General features: G+C 27.1%; 22 protein-coding genes. 3 read left to right on the forward strand and 19 right to left on the reverse strand.

Annotation, left to right across the window (positions count from 1 at the left end):
* Positions 1–20: 20 nt before the first annotated feature.
* The 10 genes from ACEXNK_RS02320 to ACEXNK_RS02365 form a co-directional block, all read right to left on the reverse strand.
* Positions 21–611, reverse strand: coding sequence for a hypothetical protein (locus ACEXNK_RS02320; RefSeq protein ID WP_373600490.1), 591 nt, complete (start codon positions 609–611; stop codon positions 21–23).
* On the reverse strand, positions 598–999 hold the full coding sequence (locus tag ACEXNK_RS02325) for a nucleotidyltransferase family protein (RefSeq protein ID WP_373600491.1): 402 nt from the start codon (positions 997–999) through the stop codon (positions 598–600). The genes ACEXNK_RS02320 and ACEXNK_RS02325 overlap by 14 nt, the downstream gene beginning before the upstream one ends.
* Positions 1,000–1,079: 80 nt before the next feature.
* Positions 1,080–1,550, reverse strand: coding sequence for a hypothetical protein (locus tag ACEXNK_RS02330; protein WP_373600492.1), 471 nt, complete (start codon positions 1,548–1,550; stop codon positions 1,080–1,082).
* Positions 1,551–1,617: 67 nt separating this feature from the next.
* Complete coding sequence (locus tag ACEXNK_RS02335; RefSeq protein ID WP_373600493.1) at positions 1,618–2,187, reverse strand: hypothetical protein; 570 nt, start codon at positions 2,185–2,187, stop codon at positions 1,618–1,620.
* Positions 2,188–2,316: 129 nt separating this feature from the next.
* Positions 2,317–3,093 (reverse strand): ATP-binding protein, encoded by a 777-nt coding sequence (locus ACEXNK_RS02340; RefSeq protein ID WP_373601539.1) that lies wholly within the window; start codon positions 3,091–3,093, stop codon positions 2,317–2,319.
* The gene (locus ACEXNK_RS02345) at positions 2,981–3,910 is read right to left on the reverse strand and encodes a DnaD domain protein (protein ID WP_373600495.1); all 930 of its coding nucleotides are present in this window, start codon (positions 3,908–3,910) and stop codon (positions 2,981–2,983) included. The genes ACEXNK_RS02340 and ACEXNK_RS02345 overlap by 113 nt, the downstream gene beginning before the upstream one ends.
* On the reverse strand, positions 3,911–4,636 hold the full coding sequence (locus ACEXNK_RS02350) for a recombinase RecT (RefSeq protein WP_373600496.1): 726 nt from the start codon (positions 4,634–4,636) through the stop codon (positions 3,911–3,913).
* Positions 4,637–4,677: 41 nt separating this feature from the next.
* On the reverse strand, positions 4,678–5,637 hold the full coding sequence (locus tag ACEXNK_RS02355; RefSeq protein ID WP_373600497.1) for a YqaJ viral recombinase family nuclease: 960 nt from the start codon (positions 5,635–5,637) through the stop codon (positions 4,678–4,680).
* A 15-nt stretch (positions 5,638–5,652) separates the two neighbouring features.
* Positions 5,653–6,342: a phage antirepressor KilAC domain-containing protein gene (locus tag ACEXNK_RS02360; RefSeq protein WP_373600503.1), complete on the reverse strand. Its 690-nt coding sequence runs from the start codon at positions 6,340–6,342 to the stop codon at positions 5,653–5,655.
* A gap of 51 nt (positions 6,343–6,393) precedes the next feature.
* On the reverse strand, positions 6,394–6,612 hold the full coding sequence (locus ACEXNK_RS02365) for a helix-turn-helix transcriptional regulator (RefSeq protein ID WP_373600498.1): 219 nt from the start codon (positions 6,610–6,612) through the stop codon (positions 6,394–6,396).
* Positions 6,613–6,783: 171 nt separating this feature from the next.
* Here ACEXNK_RS02365 and ACEXNK_RS02370 point away from each other — a divergent pair, with 171 nt between their 5' ends.
* Together ACEXNK_RS02370 and ACEXNK_RS02375 are read left to right on the forward strand one after the other, a co-directional pair.
* Complete coding sequence (locus tag ACEXNK_RS02370) at positions 6,784–7,185, forward strand: helix-turn-helix domain-containing protein (RefSeq protein WP_373600499.1); 402 nt, start codon at positions 6,784–6,786, stop codon at positions 7,183–7,185.
* Positions 7,186–7,203: 18 nt separating this feature from the next.
* Positions 7,204–7,662, forward strand: coding sequence for an ImmA/IrrE family metallo-endopeptidase (locus ACEXNK_RS02375; protein ID WP_373600500.1), 459 nt, complete (start codon positions 7,204–7,206; stop codon positions 7,660–7,662).
* A 138-nt stretch (positions 7,663–7,800) separates the two neighbouring features.
* On the opposite strand, the gene ACEXNK_RS02380 is transcribed toward ACEXNK_RS02375, so the two are convergent.
* The 6 genes from ACEXNK_RS02380 to ACEXNK_RS02405 all read right to left on the reverse strand — a co-directional run bounded on the left by ACEXNK_RS02380 (position 7,801) and on the right by ACEXNK_RS02405 (position 17,538).
* Positions 7,801–8,175 carry a hypothetical protein gene (locus ACEXNK_RS02380; RefSeq protein WP_373600501.1) on the reverse strand — a complete coding sequence of 125 codons (375 nt, stop codon included), beginning with the start codon at positions 8,173–8,175 and terminating at the stop codon, positions 7,801–7,803.
* A gap of 682 nt (positions 8,176–8,857) precedes the next feature.
* On the reverse strand, positions 8,858–9,511 hold the full coding sequence (locus tag ACEXNK_RS02385; RefSeq protein ID WP_373599825.1) for a sigma-70 family RNA polymerase sigma factor: 654 nt from the start codon (positions 9,509–9,511) through the stop codon (positions 8,858–8,860).
* Positions 9,512–9,727: 216 nt separating this feature from the next.
* Positions 9,728–10,093, reverse strand: a complete 366-nt coding sequence (locus ACEXNK_RS02390; RefSeq protein ID WP_373599824.1) for a hypothetical protein — start codon at positions 10,091–10,093, stop codon at positions 9,728–9,730.
* Positions 10,094–10,115: 22 nt separating this feature from the next.
* Positions 10,116–10,799 carry a hypothetical protein gene (locus ACEXNK_RS02395; RefSeq protein WP_373599823.1) on the reverse strand — a complete coding sequence of 228 codons (684 nt, stop codon included), beginning with the start codon at positions 10,797–10,799 and terminating at the stop codon, positions 10,116–10,118.
* 148 nt (positions 10,800–10,947) lie between these two features.
* A complete protein-coding gene (locus ACEXNK_RS02400; RefSeq protein WP_373599822.1) occupies positions 10,948–14,349 on the reverse strand; it encodes an Eco57I restriction-modification methylase domain-containing protein in 3,402 nt (1,133 codons plus the stop codon).
* Between the two features lie 12 nt (positions 14,350–14,361).
* On the reverse strand, positions 14,362–17,538 hold the full coding sequence (locus ACEXNK_RS02405; RefSeq protein WP_373599821.1) for a helicase-related protein: 3,177 nt from the start codon (positions 17,536–17,538) through the stop codon (positions 14,362–14,364).
* A gap of 589 nt (positions 17,539–18,127) precedes the next feature.
* On the opposite strand from ACEXNK_RS02405, the gene ACEXNK_RS02410 reads away from it, so the two are divergent.
* Positions 18,128–18,676: a DUF6143 family protein gene (locus ACEXNK_RS02410; RefSeq protein ID WP_373599820.1), complete on the forward strand. Its 549-nt coding sequence runs from the start codon at positions 18,128–18,130 to the stop codon at positions 18,674–18,676.
* 80 nt (positions 18,677–18,756) lie between these two features.
* On the opposite strand, the gene ACEXNK_RS02415 is transcribed toward ACEXNK_RS02410, so the two are convergent.
* The 3 genes from ACEXNK_RS02415 to ACEXNK_RS02425 form a co-directional block, all read right to left on the reverse strand.
* Positions 18,757–19,467 carry a DUF421 domain-containing protein gene (locus ACEXNK_RS02415; protein WP_373599819.1) on the reverse strand — a complete coding sequence of 237 codons (711 nt, stop codon included), beginning with the start codon at positions 19,465–19,467 and terminating at the stop codon, positions 18,757–18,759.
* 150 nt (positions 19,468–19,617) lie between these two features.
* Complete coding sequence (locus ACEXNK_RS02420) at positions 19,618–21,597, reverse strand: ABC transporter permease (protein ID WP_373599818.1); 1,980 nt, start codon at positions 21,595–21,597, stop codon at positions 19,618–19,620.
* Positions 21,587–22,354 (reverse strand): ABC transporter ATP-binding protein, encoded by a 768-nt coding sequence (locus ACEXNK_RS02425; RefSeq protein WP_373599817.1) that lies wholly within the window; start codon positions 22,352–22,354, stop codon positions 21,587–21,589. Before ACEXNK_RS02425 ends, ACEXNK_RS02420 begins: the two co-directional genes overlap by 11 nt.
* Positions 22,355–22,434 lie beyond the last annotated feature (80 nt).

Consider the following 22,434-nt stretch of genomic DNA (forward strand, 5'->3'; position numbering starts at 1 on the left):
ATAAATTTAAATTACTATAATCATTTATTTCTTATAGCTTTTATTAGATTTACATCTAATCCCGTTTTTTGTGCTATTTCTTCGTCCGTTCCTTCTAATAAAGGTATTAGTTTTTTAGCCATTTCTAAAGATGAATACAATTCATCTTTTTGCTTTCTATTTTCTCTATACTCATTATTTTGTGCTTCAGATATAGTGTGTCTTATACAATTAATTACCTTGTCAAACTCACTTTTATACATTTTATAAAATTCATATATAACTTGAAAATCTGGATGTTCATAACCATGAGCTACATAATTTCTACTTTTTCTAAGCTCTAATAAAAAATCGATTGATACATCTTGTAATTGACCAACAGATTTATGTTTTTCTATTATATCCTCATAACTCATTTTATCTTTTCTATGATATAGACCTTTAGAAGTATGTGCAAGGTATTTTACTAACTGCTCTTGAAATGCTCTTATGTATCCTCTAAACCCTTCTTCCATATATATCTTAGCTTCTACATTATCAATACTTTTATATATGTTATTAAAGTTTTCTAGCTTTAATGCACAATCTTCCATAACAATAAGCATATCTTTTAATCTATTAATATTGTACATACCTATTTCTCTCCTCCATATAAAGATAATATAGCTCTCTATCTACTAAAGTTTCATCATAAAATTTATCAAACCAATTTGAAAAATTATCTCCATATTCAAAGATTATCTCTCCAAATTCAAATATATTGCATAATAAATAAGGGCTAGAATCTTTATTCACTACTACCAAATCGACTGGTAGTCCTAATACGTCTTCTAAAAACCTTTCAAATTTACCTCGTGTTACTAAATCTATATGAGAGTTTGTAAACCAAGCTATATCTATATCACTTTCTTCTGTGAAGTGTTTTGTTCCATAACTTCCAAAGATATATATAGCATCTGTTTCTTGACAGTTTAATACGCTAATTATAATTTTTTTAATACTTTCATCTATTTTTCTCACTTTATACCACTTCCTTTTTGGTATAGTTATTAGTTTAATTATATCATATTTATTTGTTTTTTATTATATAGTAAGTTAGCTTAAAATATATCTCCCATTATTTCTTTTAAGTCAGATATTATTTTTTCATCTTCTCCAACATATTGAACTATAATTCTTCCTTTTTTATAAAAATGAGGAGTTCTATGCCATTCTAGTTGTAATGGAAGTCCACCAAAAATAATTTCGCTAGCATCTTTATTTATTGTGCTTGCTATTTTTTCCACTTCTTTATTATTTTCGTAAGGATATATAACTATCTGAGTATCATAAAAAATAAACTGAGTTCCATCTACTATTATATTATCATCCAATTTCATTTCATAATTACCTTGTGAATCTAGTACACCCCATTCAGTGTATTTTATCTCATATTTATATCCTTTTTCTTTCATTTTCTTTTCAAACTCTTCTAATCCAAACTCATTTCCTAATCTGCTGCAACCTATCGCTCCAATTAAACTAATTATTACTAATAATCCCCAAATTAATACTTTCCTTATTTTTCTCAATAGTATCCCCCATTTTAAATACTACCAACTTAATTATGAAAAAACTTGAAGTTATTAATCTATTAAATTATTTGTTTTTTAATTCATTATTATTTATATCAAAATATCTACAATCAAAGCTTACTCCATCTTTGTATTCACTCTCAGGTATCATATCCTTTAGTAAAATTATAGAAGGTTTGCCAGTTTCCATAGATTTATTAAAAACACGCCCATTTATTGATATCTCTACGTTTGAAACAATATCTCCATTTGATATTATAATATATGCCTTATCACTATGCTCTAATCCATTATTAAGATTGTACATGACTATAAAATGATTAACGCCTAATCCATTTGGTGTAATACCTTGTGCCTTATTATCAGTCATTATATAGTCACCTTTTTTATTTTTTTCATATACAGCATATCCTTGCCCTGTATCAGATAAAAATCCCACTATTTTTGAATTATCTATATAAACAGTATCTATAATATTTAAATTATCCTTTCCTATACTGTTCATAAAATCACTTTCATGTAAGTATTGTAATATTTCATCCTCAGTATTTCCAATAACATCATTACTTTTAAAACACCCTGTTAAAAATATTATTGATAATACCATACCAAGAATTATTATAATTTGTTTCATAATTCCCCCCTTAAATATTAGTATCTATTTTTAATAACTAATATTGTATATTCTAATTTATAATCCATAACCTATAACAATTGCTCACTTATCTATATTATAGCACCGATTTAAAATACACACTGACTACTATCCATAAACTCTAAAGTTAAGTTTACTCCCCTTCATAACCACCAAATAGTCCTTGCTCATCTCAATCAACCTACTACCAATAGCCTCGTCAATCTCTAACAGCTTCTCAATATCTTTTTCACAACTAACAATCACAGGTAAATTATTAAAATATCTAAAATTAACTATCTCAAACATAATATTTACATCACTTTTACTTACACTCCCCTTAAACAAATCATCCATCAAAAGCACCTTAGCATTTTTATACCTACTCATAACTCTCTCATAAACTTCACTATCCATAATATTTTGCTTAATATAAGTTATAACATCCCTATACCCCATATACAAAACTCCCACCCCATCATCCATAAGCTTATTACAAATAGCAAGGGACAAATGGGTCTTGCCTGACCCAACTTGCCCTAAAAACATAATAGAATTTCTCCTACTACTTCTAATACTACTAAACCTACTATAATACTCACTCGAAATCCTATAAGCTTCAATAGTCTGAACATCATACCTATAATTAAAACTATCAAAAGTCTTCTTCCTAAACTCCTCGCTTATCCCACTTTGCTTTAAAATATTCTCAGCATGTCTAAGCTCCCTACACTCACAAGGAACAGCAACATCCCCAACAACTATAAAAGTCAAATCACGACACTTCTCACATCTATAACTTGGTGTTTTCTTCAAGGTACTTTCTAAACTCTCTAAGCTCTTCTTCTGTTGGCTTTCTATACAAATCTTGCTCCTCTTTATCAGTATCTCTCTTAAATCTTCCACAGCCCTCTCCCCCTTGATTTCTTTGACCTAACTTATAAGCATTAAGATCCTCTAAACTTTTAATATTATTACTTCTCCATTTCTTAACAATCCCATTAACATACCCCCTATTGCAACTCCCATTGTTAGTTGCAATCTCTAAAGCCTTCTTAAACAACATAACATCAATACTTTCACTAACTTCAATCAACCACTCAGCACAAATGCCATTAATAAGACCTATATTTTCCTCATAAAGATTAGCATAATCACCTATATTACTTTTCACATACCTACCTACAGCAATTTGTTCTTCTTCTTTTTCTTTATATTTATCTTCTTCTTGTTCTTTTTCTTCTTCTTTTTCTTGTTGTGATAATCCTATCGATACGCCATACGTTACGTCATTTACACTTTTATCTAAATACTTATTAAAAATATCTCTTATAGCTACATTCTCTATATTCCTACCAACATAACCTATAAGCGACTTATCCTTAACCTCATTTAACTCCTTTTCAATACAATCAATCATAGGCTTACCACCTCGATTCAAATTGTACTTTCCCCACATATTAATAGCCAACTCTCTAGTGTCCTTGTTATACCTAATCAACTTATGATGATTCTCGAACCTATCCATCAAAGAATTAACACTCTCCATAGAATACCCAAGCTCAAAAGCCATCTGCTTTTTTGTAATCTTATAAACTCCAATCTGAGTAGTAGCTGGATTTGTTAGAATATAAAGAAAAAACAACTTATCCTCAGGAGTAAGCTCCTCTAAAACCTTACAATCCCTCCAAAACCCCACATGAATCTTTCTAAAAATAGCCATCTAAAATCCCCCTACACTTTCATCTAATGAAACTGATTTTTGAAGCTCAATACTCAAAGGAGCATACTTTAAAAGTTTCTTTATAACAGTTTTCTTAGCCATAGCATCAAACTCACTCTCCCATAAACTATTCCCAAAACTTCTACAATACTTCTTAGCATGCCTTAAAATTTCATCACAAGTCATAAACACAAAACTAGAACCCATATTATCTATATTGTAAACAGCATAATAACCAATAACCTCACCTCTATCTTTACCTAAAAAAGGCTTATGACTAAGCTTTTGCTCAAGTCCGTAATCAATACAAAACTCATCCTTTTCTCTAACCTCATGAGCATACAAACTCTTAACCTTCCCACTTCTATAAAAAAGTTCAATAAGACCTTTATAACCTATAATAAACTCAACTTTCGAAGCCCCATCAACACTAACAGGAACTAAATAAGCTTGTCCTAAAATATTATTAGGCTCAAGACCCAACCTTTTGCACTCTACCATAGCAGCTATAAAAGTCGTACTCTCACAATTTTGCAAAGAAGCATCCCTATTATAAACACCAAGAGCAGACCTTTGAAAATCCTCCACACAAACATTACTTGGAAGCATATCCTTAATATCATTTTTCATCTTTATCATCAACTGCTTCATAGCATAGCTTTTACTTACCGTTAAATTTTCCATACTATCTTCTTTCTTTTTTAACTCATCTTTTAATTTACTCATATAACCTTCTCCCCTTTATTGAAATTTCTATATAAATATTCTTAAATTCTAAACACTCGTGAAGTAGTTGTTTTCATATATTTTTCTGCTAACTCTGGGTGTTCTTTTTTCAATTTTTTAGTATCTAAACTACTCCTATTTTGAGTTTTCCAAGTAACCTTTCTATCCCCAATAAAAGCAATCTCATACTCCTTCATCTGACTTTGAATATATTGTTCTATAGTCTTTTTCTCCTTATCAACCTCTTTCAAAAGCTCAACAATCTCATCATATCTACTCATCAAAGAAGCTTCTTCAAACAAAACCACTTCCTCATTTTTGCTACGTTTATAAAACTTCTGAAGAACCTTAGAATAATCATCACTACCATCTGGCATAGGTAACTCCCCACCTAAAACACACTTATCCCAAAACATCTGCTCAAGCTCCATAACTTGACTTATAACTTCCTCGTCCCTATCAATTCTATGAATAACCAACTCCTCATTACCTATAAGAGCTGCCACATAACAATGACTAGCACCAGTTATAGCCATATAATGAACCATCTGAATCTGATAATGAATCGGAACTTCCTTTTGCCAAGCTTTCTTAGCATAACTATTAGTAACCTTGCACTCTAAAAAAGCTCTCTCTCCTACAACAGCTCTATCAATATTAGCAAGTGCAAAAGGATAATTATCATTTTTAAGAATCCCATTTATATGCCTAACCTTCTTACCAGTTTTCAAACTAAACTCACGAGCAACAAACTCCTCAAGCTTATTACCTAACTCCATCCTATAACTAACATCATCACTAAACTCTCCTAAACTTGGACTTACACCATTTATATAGTCAACCTTATCCATATACACACTTATTGAACTTTTGTATGGACTAAGTCCAAGTACACTACTAGCATCACTTCCACCTATTCCGTCTCGTCTTTTATTAAGCCACTCTTCTTTGCTCATATCCTTTGTTTCATAAGCTACGACTGCATCTAAATATCTTCTCATAATGCTCCCCTTTATCTAAAATTTAAAATCTTCTTTTATAACCTTCATAAAATACAACTGCCCCTTGCCTGTTATAAGTGGTGTAACAATTAACTTATCTCCATTCTCAGTTTGGACAACCCTCTCTACAACCCTAAAAATCCCCATATCTACATACCTTTGCTTTGGATTATTCTTCTCCTTGCCTTTCTTAATCAAATATCCATTTTCCCTAAACCAACGATACAACCTATTTCTACCTATATTCATATCATTATTATTAAGAAGCTTGGCAAAAGCTCCTACACTAATAGCTCCATCAACACTACTTATAGCTTTTGAAAACTCAACATAAGGCTTATTAGCTATTATATTTGTTTCTAAAACATCTACTTTTCTCTCAGCTTCAAACCTCTTAGACTTCTCATCCACCAATCTTTTTACTAATTTTCCCAGGAAATTTGGATTATTCAAAGCTTCATCAATTGCATTATCACTCATATATACTCCATGCTTTCTTATAGTAGGTAAAACTTCCTCAAAAACCCACCTTTCAAATCGCTTTGCATTTTTTAGCTTAGATTTAATAATCAACCTATACAAATTCCCCTCATCTATAAACTTCTTATTAACAAACTGTATAACAGGCTCTCCATTTCTATAAGTTCCAGTTTTAACCCCCACCTCGTGAAATACGACCCCCTCTTTTTTACAATGCCTACTTATTGCATCATGTGGATTTGAATAACCTAAAAATCTCCATTTTTAACACCCTCTCTACTCGTTTTTACCTATTTGGTAACCTTTATTTAAAAAAATATAATCTATACTTAAATTCAAAACCTCTGATATTTTTATAGCTTCTTTTATATTAAAGTAAGACTGCTCATTTTCTTTTTTTATATAAGTAGATGCAGGCATATTTATCAGCTTTGCTAAATCACACTGAGTTAACCCCCTACTAACCCTAATCCCTTTTAGGTTATTTTTATACATAATATAAATCCTCCCCTTTATTTCTTCCTTTTTGGTAACTTATTACAACTTAATTGTATAACCATTTAGGTTACAAGTCAATAACTATTACTATATTTTTTATTATTTTCGGTTACCTTCGTTTACTTTTAGGTAACATATCTTATAATAATAATTGAAAGAGGTGAACGAATGGAAACTTTAGCTACTAGATTAAAAGAGTTAAGAAAAGAAAAAGGATATACCTTAGAACAAATGGCAAATGATTTAAATACCACTAAGGTAACACTTTCTAGATATGAAAACGGCACAAGAGAACCTAAAAGTGAAACTTTAAATGTATTATCGGATTACTTTAATGTTTCAATAGATTATTTATTTGGAAAAACTGATGAAAGATCTCCTCATACTAAAGCTCCTGTTATAGATGTAAAGAAAGCTATTGATGAAATAAAAAACGAGCTTGAAAATAGTGATTCTTTAATGTTTGATGGAGAATGTTTAAGTGATGAGGCAATTTCAAGTTTGCTTTCGGCTATGGAAGTTGGGTTATCTATGGCAAAGAAAAAGCAAGAAGAGATGAAAAATAAGTAAAAAGGGACTGTGGTTTTTATGGGGATTTTAAAAAGAATAAAAGATGATATTAATTATCTAGTTGATAAGTACAATACAAGAGATCCGTTTGAACTAGCTGATGCTTTGGGGATTTTTGTAGTTAAGAGTCCTTTAAAAGGTGGTTTAAATGGATGTTATCATGAGAAGTGTGGGTTTCAATTTATTTATATAAATAGTGATTTAAATGAACAGCAGCAAACAATGGTAGCAGCTCATGAACTTGGTCATGCTAGGCTTCATAGGGGAGAAAATATATTGTTTTTGAGTAATCATTCACATGTATCTAGGGGGAAGTTTGAAAGACAAGCTAATATGTATTCTGCTCAACTTTTGATTTGTGATAATTTTTTTGAGAGGTATAAGGATATGGAGGGATGTACGTTAGAGGATATATGCCAGTACGAATGTGTATCTCCTGAGCTTGTTGATTTTAAGCTTCAGTGTTTAAATAAGTAACATTTATATATTAAATAGGATGTAGATATTATTTAATATAAACCAATCTACATCCTTTAAGTCATATCCTATATATTTTTATAATACTATTTATTGAAAGATAATTATATATGCTAATTTAATTTTATATCTACAACTCTAATCTATATATTGATATAAAATACTTGTAACTTTATCCTTAGTTATTCTGTTGTTTAGTACAATTTTTCCAAAATATATTTCATCTTTACCACTTCTTTCAAAACTAGATTTTATCCAATTATTTTTATTTTTAAAATCTAAATAGTAGAACTTATTTTCTAATCTATCTATGAGTAAAAAAGAATATGGTTCTTTTTGATTATTTAAATAGTAAAACAAATCACTATCAATCTTAAAAACATTACCTTTTTCTATCATTGTTACTATATTTATTAATTTAGAATTGCCAACTTTGTATATATTTATATAGTCATCATATTCCTGAACTTTATATGGTATATTTTTATTTTTTAAAATTTTATCTATTTTCATTCAATTCTCCTAATATGTTTTTGTATTTTGAATTTATATTATATCATTAATATATGTATTTTTCAATTTAAGTATCATCACTTTCATTAAGCTATTTATCATTATTAATACATGATTCATAATTAATATGTTTTTATAAAATATCTTTATGTAAATTTTTTAAATTATATTAAGAGATCTATTTACTTTTTGAACTATTAATTTTCTACTTTATAAGATCTATTTTTCTCTATTATTTTATAAATAATCACAAACTTTATTACTTTTATTAAAATAAACCATTTAAAGTAATAGTTATTTATTTTCTAAAAACATTAATACAAATTAAAATTAATATTTTTATTTTAAATAAATTTTAATTTTAACCCTAAATTTTTTATAAAATATATTTTATATAACACAATATTATTGTATTCTAATTTTTATATTCAATTTACAATATTAGAACTGCCTAACTATTAAATTTTTCGTCAATAAGTAGTTATATTCCATTTAATAAATCAATCTATTCTGTTTTTAAACTCTGAATAATGATATTTTTTATGAAATTTACTTAATAGCATAATTACCTATATTTTAAATTATCTAAATAATAAAATAAATACCAGTCAATTTTAAATATATTATTTTTTATTTATATAAATTCTAATTATATAACTTATAATTTGTATATTTTTTTATCTTAATAATAATTTAACTTAGTATGCAACATTGATTTAAAATTTTCAACTTTTAATTGCTTCCTTAACTTATTTTTAGCTCTATTTATAGAAGCATCTATACTTTTCTTGTTCTTCCCAAATTTGGTTGCTATCTCACTGTATGAAAATCCTTGATAATACATTGTCAGTGAGTTTTTCTCTAGTTCACTTAAACACTCTATAATAGCATTTTTTAATAAAATTTTTTCTTCCTTATATATAATGATCTCTTCACATGAATTACTATATGGTAGTATATTCTTTAAATTAATATTGCTATCTTGTCCTATATTTTCTTCTAAAGATACTGACCCTATATGAATTTTATGTTTATTTCTATTTGAATTTGTTACTGCTGTAATAAGTTGACGTTTTATACACATTCTACAGAACAGTTTAAACTCACTATTTTTATCTATGTCATAATCTCTTATTGCTTTAAATAATCCTATTATTCCTTCTTGCACAAGGTCCTCTCTCTCTGCACCCTTGATAAAGTAATGTTGCGATTTAAAGTATATATATTCTTTATATCTATCAAACAATATTTCAAAAGATAATGGATCTCCTTCTTTTGATAATATTACTAATTCTTCATCACTATATTGGTAATAATCATACGCTAAGTTAACCATATGTCTCCCCCCCTAACTATTTTGCATATAAATATTTTTCTACATCATCTATTAAAATCCTTTTTTTATATATTATTTAATATATATTAAATAATATATATTAAAGTATTGGTTTTATAAATTAAATTAAATTTATTCATATATACTAGGTATATTTTTATTTTTTAATAAAAAAAGCCACATTTTCAGTGGCTTTATAGTTATATTATTCTTCTTTTATAGGTTATACCCTCTATTAAAATCTTCTATATATTCATTATCTATACTAGCTCTTATTATATCTACATTTTGAGTAGCTCCTATAGCGAAATTGTGTGAATTAATTAAAAAGGTAATAAATTCATTACAATTTAATCTTGCATCGTAATTGCCTACACCTTCACTAAGCACACTTCTCATACAATACGGAGCATTTCTAACATTTCCTAACCATATTCTATATTCTATTCCCCATTTATTTGGATAATTTTCTACAGAAATATTCATACCTCTTGCAGTATAATTCGCTAGATAGCCTATAGTCTCATACAGACTATTCTCATCTTGAAAGCTAATAATATTTTTTTCTCCAAATTCAATCATTTTCCCATCTCCCTACCTGTAATTATTTTATATAACTTAACAAATGTAACTTAAATTCATCTATAGATTTTATTTCTTCATCTCCATTATTGAATTTAACATAATATTCAGTAGCTCCATTTTTCATTTTCACCTCCTCATATTTGTATGTTTTTTCATTATCAGGTTTTATAATTACATACTCTTCATTAGGTAATTGATAATGTAATATTATCCATATGTCTTTATCTAAATGTCTCTTAGAATAAGCTAATTTATCAGGCCTTATCCAATAGTCTTGTCCTAATTTTCTCTCTGTTCCTGAAACTTCTACATACATAAATATATCTTTAGTTAACTTATTTATAATACCTAAGTCTGGTGATCCAGACTCATCTGGATGTTTTTCAATTATTACTTCTGAATCTGCTCCAAATCCAATCGTTTTTATGTCAATACTATTAGTATCATCTAATCCTTTTATATATTCCCTAACTTTCTCCAGTCTAACTTTTTCTTTTTTCCAAGATATTTCTCCGTAACTTTGCTTGAAAAAGAAATTTTCCTTTGTTTTCAATTCTTCACATGTTATTTCTGTTCCTACTCCAATTTTCATTCCATCAAAAGTTCTCTTTCTTATACTAGTACAATATTTATTGTCTATATATACCCATACTCTATCTCTATTTTTACCTTTTTTGTATTCAACTTTTGTTATCTTGCTCAAACTATCTCCACCTTTCTAAAGTTGATCATATAATATTTTACCATATTTTTACATATGCTGCTATTTTACTTCTTAAATAATATTTTTTATTTTTTCATAAATATAATATGGCTAGATCTTGCAAGTTGCAAAATCTAGCCATGTATGATTAATCTAAAATTGTAGCTATATCTTTTTTATCAAACCCGTAAAGTTTATAAACTTCATTATCTAAATCAGTCTTTAGTTTGTTTATTTCTTTATCATATGTTTTATCTTTTTTATTGCTCATAATAGCTGTATAGCTTTCTATAGCTTTTACTATCTCAACAACCCTACTTTGTTCTTCCCTAGGTACAGCTGGTATTCTTATTTTTCCAACATAATACTTATCAAAATGCATTGTTCTTATAGCCGAACAATATATAAACTTATATGTATACCAGCTAACAAACTTTGAATTAAGTATTCCCATAACATATCTATAATCAAATTCGGTATGTGTTAATATCGTATTTTGGCATGTATCTAAGGTTAATGCTTGTCCCCCTTCATCAAATGTAGAAGTTAGTAATATATGAGGACTTGGGTTTTGAACATGTGCAACAATATCTTGTGATATTATCTTAGGCTGGCTCATAAACTCTAATTTTTTACTATTTTTATCTAGATCTTCCTTTGTTACATATCCATATATACCGTCTATTCCGAATCTAAATATATTTTTCCCCCCTAATACAGGAACTTGGCCACTTTCACTTACTAACTTCTGAATTCCTACACCTCTTTTAGTCATAGATATTTCATTCATATATACTAAATTTTTATTGTTTAGCTTACTTAATATATCTATCTCTTTCTTATCTACATCACATATACATGATTTTAAATCGTCTACAATATCTACTTTAATAACATTATTTTTTGTAAATTCATCATTTAAAAATTTCTTTGCTCTATAATTGTCCTTTTTCAGATTAGAATTATATACAAATACTACTTGCTCTAGCTTAACCCCTTCAAATGCCTTTTCTACATCTATAATACAATCAATATTATTTAACATGGACCTGATTAAAGTAAACCAAGCTTCTGAGTATAATAATGACTTTGGAACTATATATGAAACTATACCTTTACTTCTCACCCATTGATTTTTTGCATAATCTATGAATACAGCCGCAGTATTCATATTCGATGTATCTACTAATTTTTTCTTTATTACTGCTTTATCTTCTTTTGATAACTTTGCTCCATATGGTGGATTGCCTATTACTATATCAAAACCGCCTTTATTTTTAAATATTTTAGAAAATTCTAACTTCCATAAAAAATAAGGTTTTCGTTTTTCTTTTATCAATTTTTTTAACTCTTTTAATTTTTCTGGTCTTCCATCTCTAGTTAATTTATATTCAATCAAGTCCCATTCCTTAGACTCAATTAATTTCTTTGTTGCAAGTTTTTCTTTTGTATCTTTAATGTCAAATAACTTGCTTTGTAAAGTTTGAATTTCCTCTAATATTTCTTTTTCTTGTTCCATTCCATATTCTATCTCACCATTTTCTATAGTCATAGTAATTTGACTAGATACTACTGATTTAATTTTTTTATTCTTAGGTACATTTTTTAATAACTCTTCATCAAATAATTTTATTCCTTCAAATTCATCAACTAATGAATTTCCTACCATTATGTTATAGTCTAAATTAGGAAGTGTATTTACTGTTTTAACATCAGCATCAACAACTAATGATAGCCATAACCTTAATTTTGTTATATCTACCGCACTAGAATCTATATCAACTGCAAATATAGATTTTTTCATTGCATGTTTTTTTAGTTTATATAAGCTTCTTTCTTCTCGTTTATCATCTCTATCCCATTCATTTAGGTTTTTGGTCATATATTCAGTTATTACACATCTTGATTTTACTATTTCATTTAACATACCTAGAGGAAACGCGCCTGACCCTACTGAAGGATCTGCTATAGATACATTTTCTAATGCTTTATCTATAATATCTAAATTTTCAACTATAACTTTAGGCATTTTATAATCTTCTTTGTTTTCATTCTTTATATCAGCATCTTTTAATATATCTCCATATTTTATGAAAATTTCTAATGATGCCATATCTATACTTGTTTCATTATATAAATAGTTAACTAAACAATCTTGACACATATTGTGAACTATTTCTCTTGGTGTATAAAAAGCTCCTTTAGATTTTCTTTCCTCTACATCTAATAAGCTTTCAAATATTTTACCTAGCATCTCAGGGTCTACAGCAACTTCTTTCTCTAAGGGTTCATCTTCATTTATAGTAAAATTATACATATCAAAGAAATCTAATATTCCTGAGTTATCTTTATTTGAGAAAAATTCATTAGGTATTAGTAAATCTATATCTTCCCAATTATATTCATGTATAGGCTCAAACAATCCACCATTTAAAAAAGGTATCTTGCAATTAAATTCCTTAAAATATTCATTGCTACCTCTTCTCTTGTTAAGAGCATTATAAAATAACGGTTGTAAATAATCATTAAAGAAATTTTTATTACTCTTTTTTGAAACCTCAAATATATCTCTTATAAAAGTCTTACTTCCTTGCCCCCATTCCTCATCATATTTACTGTTTTTAAATACACTAGCTAATATATCAGCTTCATTATCTGAAAGATTTTTTATTATTTCCCTATCCATAATCATAAAGCTTTCACTTGATTTATATGTTTTAGTTATTATCTCTCTTGTTTCTTCATTCTGTCTTTTATATAGCTCTCTTAACTCTAATCTTTCTATTTTTTTAGGTACTATTTTTACTCCAAGCCAACCTTTTTTTTGTAGAAAATATAAAAATGCCATTTGACCCATTAACTTTTTAGAAAACTCATCTAAAAATATATCTAATTCTATTTTTAATCTCTCTGATTCTTCTCTTAATATATCATTATCTCTTAATACCTTTTTTAATCCTATATATTTGTCTCTATATGTTTTGAAAAATTCAGTTGTAACAATTTCAACACTAAATACATTTTCAATTTCTTCAACAGTTGGTTTTTTAGAATCATTAAATAATAAATTTTTTAACTGCTCCTGAACTGTATGATTTTTTAGTTTAGGTTCAATTAAATACGAATATCTTTTTGCTGGAGTTATAGTTTCTGTTAATCCATTTATATCAAATGTATAATCTAATTTTACAAATGAAATTCTCCATATGTCGCTAACATCTGAGTATAAAGCTACTATAGCTGCATCTGCACCTATATCTTTCAAGTGCTTAGCTATAAAGTTTCTTTGTAATGTTCTCGTATTTTCTGGTAAACATTTTAATTTTATAATAGAAACTACTATATCTTTTTTATTTTCATCTTTGTATCTTCCTATATCTTTAACATATTCTATATGATTTTTATATACACTACTACCTTCTAATTTAGGATTTTCACTTAACCTATCTTCTATGTCTAAATTTAATAAATTTATTATAAATTGATTAAACTTAATCTCATTAAATTCTTTTGTAAGAACGTCACTTAACATAGTCTGTTTATTGTCCATAATTTATCTCCTTTACAACAAATCTAGAGATAACACAACTTCTGCATTATACTCTTTTGAGTTTTCTTCTGTATTTGAATTTTTAATATATGAATCTGGAACTAGGTCCCATATAGTATTTAATATTTCAATTGGATCAACTAATCCTTTTATAGTCTTTACAATTTCTTTACCTATTTTCATAGGAATAGATCCATCTTCAAATAAATACATTAACTTATGTATTTTATCAGTCTCATATTCTGTAAACTTAGAATATGAATTTAAAGCTTTTAGAGTTTTCATCATAGTTTTATCATGACTTTTACCTTCTTTTCTAACAGGTGATATATCCATACTTTCTTCTTGCAAAACTCTTATCAATTCTTTTTTATTTGCTTCTAGCTTTCTATAGTACTTATTACTAATATTATGATGTTTCTCTTCTTTATCTGATTCCATAAGGTTCATAGCATCTACGAATGTAATTTCCCTAGACATACTATCATCTGATATAAAAAACCTCTTCATATATCCCTTCCTAAAGAAAGTAATTGTCCCATTATTATCTAAGTACTTAGCACTTCTTATTTTTCTAGGATAATTCTTTATCTTAATGAATAACGATTCATTTAAATCTCTTAACTCTCTTATCATTTGTAGATATTTAAGAGTTGAATCTTCTTCAAAATCTTCCTCTTCTAAACTTTCTTTGCTATTTAACTTATCGTACAAAGTTTTTCCAAATATACCATAAGTATCAACCTCTTCGTTTTCACTAAGATATTTAAAATCTTCTCCTAATGTGTCATGGAATGCTTGTATTTTAGATGTTATATTCTCTTCTAATAAAATGTGTTCTCCAACTTGTGCACTTGGGAAGAAGTTAAATACATATATATTATCATGCTTTGTCCCTACACGATTTATTCTACCCACTCTTTGCATTATTCTAGTTGGATTCCAAGGTAAATCATAGTTTACAATTATATTTGCCCTATGTAAACTTATCCCCTCTGCCAATACATCAGTAGTTACTAGTATTCTAAAGTCATTTTTTTGTTCTTTCTTAGGTACATCTGGGTTAAAGTTGTTTTGTATTGTAGCTCTCATTCTATTACTAGAATCTCCAGTAAATAGCATTGTTTCTTTTTTAAAGTGTTTATCTATATTATCTTTTAAATACTCTGCTGTTTCTTTTGATTCTGTAAATATAAGTATTTTTGACTTTTTAAGAATCTTATTATTTTTTAAATCATCTATGAATTTATCCAACTTAGGATCACTATTTACAGGTTCCCACATACGCTTTATCATTTTTAAATTTGATAAATCAAATCTTAAATCTTCTATGAATAAAGTTTTAAACTCTTCTGATTTAAATTTAAATGCATCGTCTCTATCAACTATTATATCTAATTTTTCTTCCTCTCCATTATTCATTAAATCATAAACGTTATATTTTTTACTTATATAAACAATCCCAGACTCATACATATCTATAAAATTTTCATAAGATTCAATGAATCTATCTAAAGTTTTATTAAATGCATAAAAACTACTCTCTAATCTTTTTAATAATATCCCCTTCATGAATCCACCCATATTTTGTTGTCCTACTAGTAAAGACTTATATTTAGGTGATACTTGTTTTAAGTATGTTAATGCTTTATATCTAGAGTAAGAAAGTATTTTTATTATATCTAATGTTTTATTAAACGCTACTTCAACTTGATTGTCAAACTGGTAAACTATCTTCTCTGGAGTATTTAATGTAGGGAATGTTAGTCCTTGAGCTTCTAAATCTTTTTGATAATATTTCATTATTTCTTTTCTAGTTCTTCTTACCATTATATGATTAAGTACTTTTTCTCTTATTTCTGTTGATACTTCTTTAGAAACCTCTATATATTCTTTTGTTCCTTTATCATATTTTTTTAATTTCTTTTCTAACTTTTTAAAGAATCCTTCTAAATCCTTTTGATTAGGTATTATATTTGAATTCTTTCTATTTTGGAATAAATATATCTGATTAGCTATATCACTAATATAGTTGTTTTGTGGTGTAGCCGATATTAATACTACTTTTTTTCCATTACATATTTGATGTAACTTTGAATATGTATCATTGTCTTCATTTCTAAATCTATGTGCCTCATCTATAAATACATAATCATAAGAATCTCCATCCATAGCTAATATTGAATCTAGTTTACCTAATGACTCAACTTTTGCTGGAACATCAAACTCCCATAATACTTTTTCCCAATTATCTTTAAGCACTGGAGGACATATTATAAGTTTTCTACCTTTTAATTTCTTAGCTAGCATTGTTCCTATATATGTTTTTCCAAGACCTACTACGTCTGATATGAATACCCCGTTATACGTTGCTAATATCTTTTCTGCTCTAGTAACAGCATGTAGTTGATATTGCAGTTTCATAAATCCTGGTGGTAACCCAAGAGCTTTAGCATCTACTTTATCTTCATTTATTTCTTCTTTAAAATATTCATATAAACATTTTAAAAATAATTCATATGGAGTTATGTCTTCTCTTATCCAACTATGTTCTGCTTGTTCTATATATTCGTCTGTAACATCTACAGATTGCTTCCATAATTCTTCAAACTTATCAAGTGCAAACATAACATCTCTAGAATCTTTTAACTCAACATTAAACTCTAACTGATTTATAAGTCCTGATTGAGAAAAGTTACTTGATCCTGTTATTACCTTTCCAAAATCCTCTGATTTTTCTTGGTCTTTTCTCATTATATAAACTTTTGCATGTATTGGATAATGTGGATATACTCTTATTTCTAACTTTCCTATTTTTACAAACTCTATGAATTTTTTTATACCTTCTTCTACATCCTTACTATCTTCTGATGATTCTATTTCGGAGCTGACTTCTTTAGAATATTGTTCTTTAGCTTCTTTGTTAGATGTAAAGTCCATTTGCATTTTATCTTGTGCTGTCTGTATTAATTCTACTGATTTTTTATCTAGGTTAAGACCTACTAATATCCTAGTCTTTTCTACCTTATCCATAGATTCATACATTTTGTAAAATCCACTACTTCTAAAGTAACCCACTAGTACATCAAAGAATTGTACATTATTATTTAAAATCTTGCTAAATCTATCATAAAGTGTATTATTTTCTTCATTTGTGAAAAAAGTTAAATCATTGTATCTATTACTCATTTTATTATCCCTTCAATACTATTTTTTATTTAATCACTTGATTATTTACATTTCTAATCTATTAATAGTTAACAATCATAAAATTTTAATTTTTTAGTTTTTTATAAAAAAACTCAATTTTCCAAATAAAACATAATCTCATATATATCATATACATACTAAAAGTCAATTAATAAATAATTTTGATTAAGTTATCTAATAATTAACTTTTGTTATATCGTATTTATATTTATCTATTTAGTGTATACAACTAACTCAATCTACAACTACATAATTTTTTATCTTAATTATATTATACAATTGAAGTTTTTACAAATATTGCATAGATTTATGCAAATTACCTCAGAATAAAAATAAATTACTATAAATTTGGTAAGCGAAGGATAAAGATGTAAGTTTTAGCGACATTTAAAGCATCTTTTCAGCTTTTGGAGCAAAACTTACATCTTTATCCGGAGCGCCCCCACGAATTAAAGCACCCTATCAATGTCTAATTTTCAATTTATATGTAGCATTATACCTATAACTTGAATACTATAAAATATATGAAGTTATATCTTCTTATAAAATTTATATATAGGTGATTTTAATGTCATATTATAACAACCCAGATTCAATAGAAGTATCTATGGAATATCCATTATATCAATCAGAACAAGGCAATTACTTTATTGGTCAAACACCAACACTAAGTGGTCAAACTGAACACGCACTAGCGATACTAAAAAACCCACCAAACTCAAATCGTAATATATATTTAAACTCAATAACTATAACAAATATTTCATCGCTAAACCTATCAGCTGAATTTTATCTAAGATCAAACATTAGTAATGGAATAATAAGCGACTTAGTTACTTGTGTTAACACAGCTATTTGCCCCGAACCAATCCCTAAAGGTAAAATCAAATATTTAAACGCACCTACTACACCTCCAAATAATGGAGTTTCTATCTTCAGTAGAATAGTACCTCCATACTCTACATTAGTCGTTGATGGTGGACAAATCATACTTGCTCCTGGACAATCTATTAGTGTTTACATTGGTGGATTTTTACCAGCTTCCTTTGATGGTGTAAGATTTGCTTTTGGATGGTGGGAAGAAAGAATTCAAACTTGTAATCACTGCTATAACTAATACAATAAAATTTAAACCACCCCTAACTGATAACTCTCATCAAGGGTGGTTTTCTTATATTTATAAAATAATTATTATATCTAAAATGTTGGAGTAATAGGAATATCTTTATTTTTCAAATATGTACTAAGATTTCCTGAACTATCAATATAAGCAAGCAAAACATCTGATGAATTTCTAATACCTTTTTTATATAACTCATTTTCCAACCAATTTTTATCTTTTCCTAATATACTCAAATGATCATCAACTACTTTACCATCAATAATGATATTTACACATAACCCCTCATAATCTGTTTTAATATTCATATCCTTTGGGGTCAACGGTTTATTTTCAGCTTTAAGCTGAACACTTAAAGTTCCACTGGTTTCTAAAATAGCAAACTCTATATCCCCTATATTGAACACATCTTTTAACCTACACTGTTCTAGCAAATCATTAATATTCATCCTAGTCTTTTTTAATCCATCTTCATTAATTTCACCATTTTGAATTAAAATTGTAGGTACTCCATCAAATACTTTCCTTCCTAAATAACTCTTTGAACTAATAATAGAAAGAAGTATAGGAAAAATAGCATAAATAATCATGCCAGTTATTCCTTGAACATATGTAATAGAGTCATTTATAGCCAATTCTGAAGCTATTGACCCAATTGAAATACCTACAACATAGTCAAATAATGTTAGTTGTGATATTTGCTTTTTTCCCATAATTCTTGTTAGTAAAAACAAAATACTTACTGAAATTATAGATTTAAATGATACTAAATATATTTCATCTATCATATTTCAACAACTCCTTATCTAAACTTTATTTTGTCTTTATCAACCAATACTCATACATTAGATTCTATACTTGAATATCAAAAAAGTACTAGCTATAGCTAGTACTTAATGTTAGTATTCCTTTATTTCATTATTTAAAGATTGTATATATTACTTATCTTTATTTATTATATTTAAACTATCATTTAAACTTACACTATAATAAATACCATATACTACTATGATTATAACTGTACTTATAATCATATTTTTTAATAATCCTACAGATTTTAACTCTCCTAATATATCATATAAATAAGTAGATAAAAATATCGAATGCATAGATGCCAGGATAAGTGGCATAGCAAACATTATAGTTATATACACAAACATTGATTTTTTTAAATCCTTCTTATCTACACCAATATTTTTTAACAAATTCATTCTTTCCTTCATTGTACTTGTTTCAGAAAGTTGTTGTAATGCTAGTACAGCTCCTGCTGATATTAACAATATTATACCAAGATATATAGCTGAAAATGAAAACACAGTATTCATAGCTATTTTTTCTCCTTGTACAACTACTTTTGTATCATAGTCATAATAATTTTCATGATTTTTCTCTGTATATTTAAAAAACTCATCTATAAACATATTATCATATTCATTATTTTCTTTGATATAATTAATATTTAAGCATGTAAAATCTGCTACTAAACCTTCTGCTACTTCATCCGGTATAACTACAGTTAAATTCTCTGGTAATACAACACTTGTATAGTATTGCGTAGCATATACATCTTCTTTATTTAATAAAAGTTTTGTATCATTTATTTCAATGTAATTATTATCTTTTTCTAAATAATTTTTATATTCTTCTCTTGTTTTATCTGAAACAATATTCATAATAAATTCATTATCGCCTAATGAAATAGTGCTTAGCCCCTGCATACTTCTTGCACTATTAAAATCACTTTCTTTTATAGCATAAATTCCTGAATTGCTATAATCTTTGATATTCCCTATATTTTTATCATCTAAATTATATAAATTTAATTCACTTGAACTTGACGCTATTTTATCTAGTGGAAATCCATTATTTAATAAATTTTCTTTTATAGAATTTGTTGATTTTACATTGCCATATTCATTAATAGTTACATCGTATGGAGCAATCTTATTTACATCCTGTATAATATATTTTCCCATAGCCATTCCAAATGGCATTATTATTGCAGATACAGCTAAAACTAAACAAATAGTTGTTACTGATAAACTAGTAGTTTTAATTTTACTAGCTATTTGATTAACTATAAACACATTCAATCTTTTATAATATATATACTTATGTTTTTTTATTCTACTTATAATAAAATCTGATATAGATATAAATAGTAAAAATGTTCCTAATGTTATTAGTATCAAACTTAAAATAACTATTTTAAGTGAAAAGTGAAGATTTAATACAATTGCATATCCTAAAACTATTAATAAAATAGATAAGATAAAAAATTTTTTCTTTGATGACTTACCTTTTGAATTAAACGTTTCATTTTTCTTATGTGAATTTAATAAGTCTACTAATGTGTACTTTTTTATACTTCTTTTATTAAATATATTTACTAATATAATTACTAATGTAAAAAATGCCGTAGTCTTTATAATTGCACTTATCGAAATTGAAAATCTAAACATATTTTCATCTAAATTTAACATCTTAAAAGTTATTATGCTTAGTCCCTGTGATAGTAAAATACCAAGTATAGTTCCAGTAATAAGTGAAAATATGCCTACTATTAAAGCTTCTTTAAACATTAGCTTGTTTATATCTTTTTTTTCCATACCTAAAGTAATATAAATTCCAAACTCCCTTTTCCTTCTTCTCATAAGAAAGTTATTGGCATAGTTTATCAAAAATCCAAATATGATAGATATTACAACTGAAAAAACAATCATAATTCCTTTTGCCATACCAAGATATGATTCAAATAGATAGTTACCTTTTAAAAAGTTGAAGTTATCTCCAATCGAGTTAAATGTATATAACAATACAACTCCAAATACTAAGGTTACAAAATAAACACTATAATCTCTTATACTACTTTTCACATTATTTTTTGCTAATTGCTTGAAAACTTCATTAGAATACATGTTGCTCATCACCTCCAAGAAGCGATATAACTTTTATTATTCTATTGAAAAATTCTCTTCTAGTATCATTACCTCTAATTAATTCATTAAATATTTTCCCATCTTTTATGAAAATTATCCTATTACAATAACTAGCTGTAAATGCATCATGTGTAACCATCAATATAGTTGCCTTTAATTCTTGGTTTAAATGTGATAAATTTTCTAAAAACATTTTAGATGATTTAGAGTCAAGTGCACCCGTTGGCTCATCTGCTAATATTAGTGCAGGTTTTGTTATAATAGCTCTTGCACATGCTACTCTTTGCTTTTGTCCCCCTGACATTTCATATGGATACTTATCAATTATATTAGTAATGCCTAGTTCCTTAGCTATAATATCTATTCTTTTGTCAATTTCTTTTGCCTTAATACCTGTAATAGCTAATGCTAATACTATATTTTCTCTAGCCGTTAATGTATCTAATAAATTAAAATCTTGAAAAATAAATCCTAATTCCTCTCTTCTGAATTTAGCTAATTCTTTTTCATTCATTTTAGTTATATCTTTTTCATTTAATAATATATTTCCAGCTGTAACATTATCTATAGTAGCTATACAATTTAAAAGAGTTGTTTTACCACTTCCTGAAGCTCCCATTATTCCTATGTATTCCCCACTATTAACATCAAAACTTACACCATCTACTGCCTTTGTAACATTTGCCTTATTTCTATAATACTTTTCTATATTTTTAACTTGTAATATTTTTCTCATAATAACTACCTCCTCTATATGTATATAATATCATGAGAAAAAATACACATCGACAGATTTACATAACACCAATCCTACAT

The sequence above is a fragment of the Paraclostridium bifermentans genome, assembly GCF_964259345.1.
Taxonomy (GTDB): domain Bacteria; phylum Bacillota; class Clostridia; order Peptostreptococcales; family Peptostreptococcaceae; genus Paraclostridium; species Paraclostridium bifermentans_B.

Excerpts from the sequence above, each read along its gene's own strand:
- ACEXNK_RS02320 (WP_373600490.1), bottom strand. The coding sequence starts at position 611 with ATGTACAATATTAATAGATTAAAAGATATGCTTATTGTTATGGAAGAT.
- ACEXNK_RS02335 (WP_373600493.1), bottom strand. The coding sequence starts at position 2,187 with ATGAAACAAATTATAATAATTCTTGGTATGGTATTATCAATAATATTT.
- ACEXNK_RS02345 (WP_373600495.1), bottom strand. The coding sequence starts at position 3,910 with ATGGCTATTTTTAGAAAGATTCATGTGGGGTTTTGGAGGGATTGTAAG.
- ACEXNK_RS02350 (WP_373600496.1), bottom strand. The coding sequence starts at position 4,636 with ATGAGTAAATTAAAAGATGAGTTAAAAAAGAAAGAAGATAGTATGGAA.
- ACEXNK_RS02355 (WP_373600497.1), bottom strand. The coding sequence starts at position 5,637 with ATGAGAAGATATTTAGATGCAGTCGTAGCTTATGAAACAAAGGATATG.
- ACEXNK_RS02365 (WP_373600498.1), bottom strand. The coding sequence starts at position 6,612 with ATGTATAAAAATAACCTAAAAGGGATTAGGGTTAGTAGGGGGTTAACT.
- ACEXNK_RS02370 (WP_373600499.1), top strand. The coding sequence starts at position 6,784 with ATGGAAACTTTAGCTACTAGATTAAAAGAGTTAAGAAAAGAAAAAGGA.
- ACEXNK_RS02375 (WP_373600500.1), top strand. The coding sequence starts at position 7,204 with ATGGGGATTTTAAAAAGAATAAAAGATGATATTAATTATCTAGTTGAT.
- ACEXNK_RS02380 (WP_373600501.1), bottom strand. The coding sequence starts at position 8,175 with ATGAAAATAGATAAAATTTTAAAAAATAAAAATATACCATATAAAGTT.
- ACEXNK_RS02385 (WP_373599825.1), bottom strand. The coding sequence starts at position 9,511 with ATGGTTAACTTAGCGTATGATTATTACCAATATAGTGATGAAGAATTA.
- ACEXNK_RS02390 (WP_373599824.1), bottom strand. The coding sequence starts at position 10,093 with ATGATTGAATTTGGAGAAAAAAATATTATTAGCTTTCAAGATGAGAAT.
- ACEXNK_RS02400 (WP_373599822.1), bottom strand. The coding sequence starts at position 14,349 with ATGGACAATAAACAGACTATGTTAAGTGACGTTCTTACAAAAGAATTT.
- ACEXNK_RS02405 (WP_373599821.1), bottom strand. The coding sequence starts at position 17,538 with ATGAGTAATAGATACAATGATTTAACTTTTTTCACAAATGAAGAAAAT.
- ACEXNK_RS02410 (WP_373599820.1), top strand. The coding sequence starts at position 18,128 with ATGTCATATTATAACAACCCAGATTCAATAGAAGTATCTATGGAATAT.
- ACEXNK_RS02415 (WP_373599819.1), bottom strand. The coding sequence starts at position 19,467 with ATGATAGATGAAATATATTTAGTATCATTTAAATCTATAATTTCAGTA.
- ACEXNK_RS02420 (WP_373599818.1), bottom strand. The coding sequence starts at position 21,597 with ATGTATTCTAATGAAGTTTTCAAGCAATTAGCAAAAAATAATGTGAAA.
- ACEXNK_RS02425 (WP_373599817.1), bottom strand. The coding sequence starts at position 22,354 with ATGAGAAAAATATTACAAGTTAAAAATATAGAAAAGTATTATAGAAAT.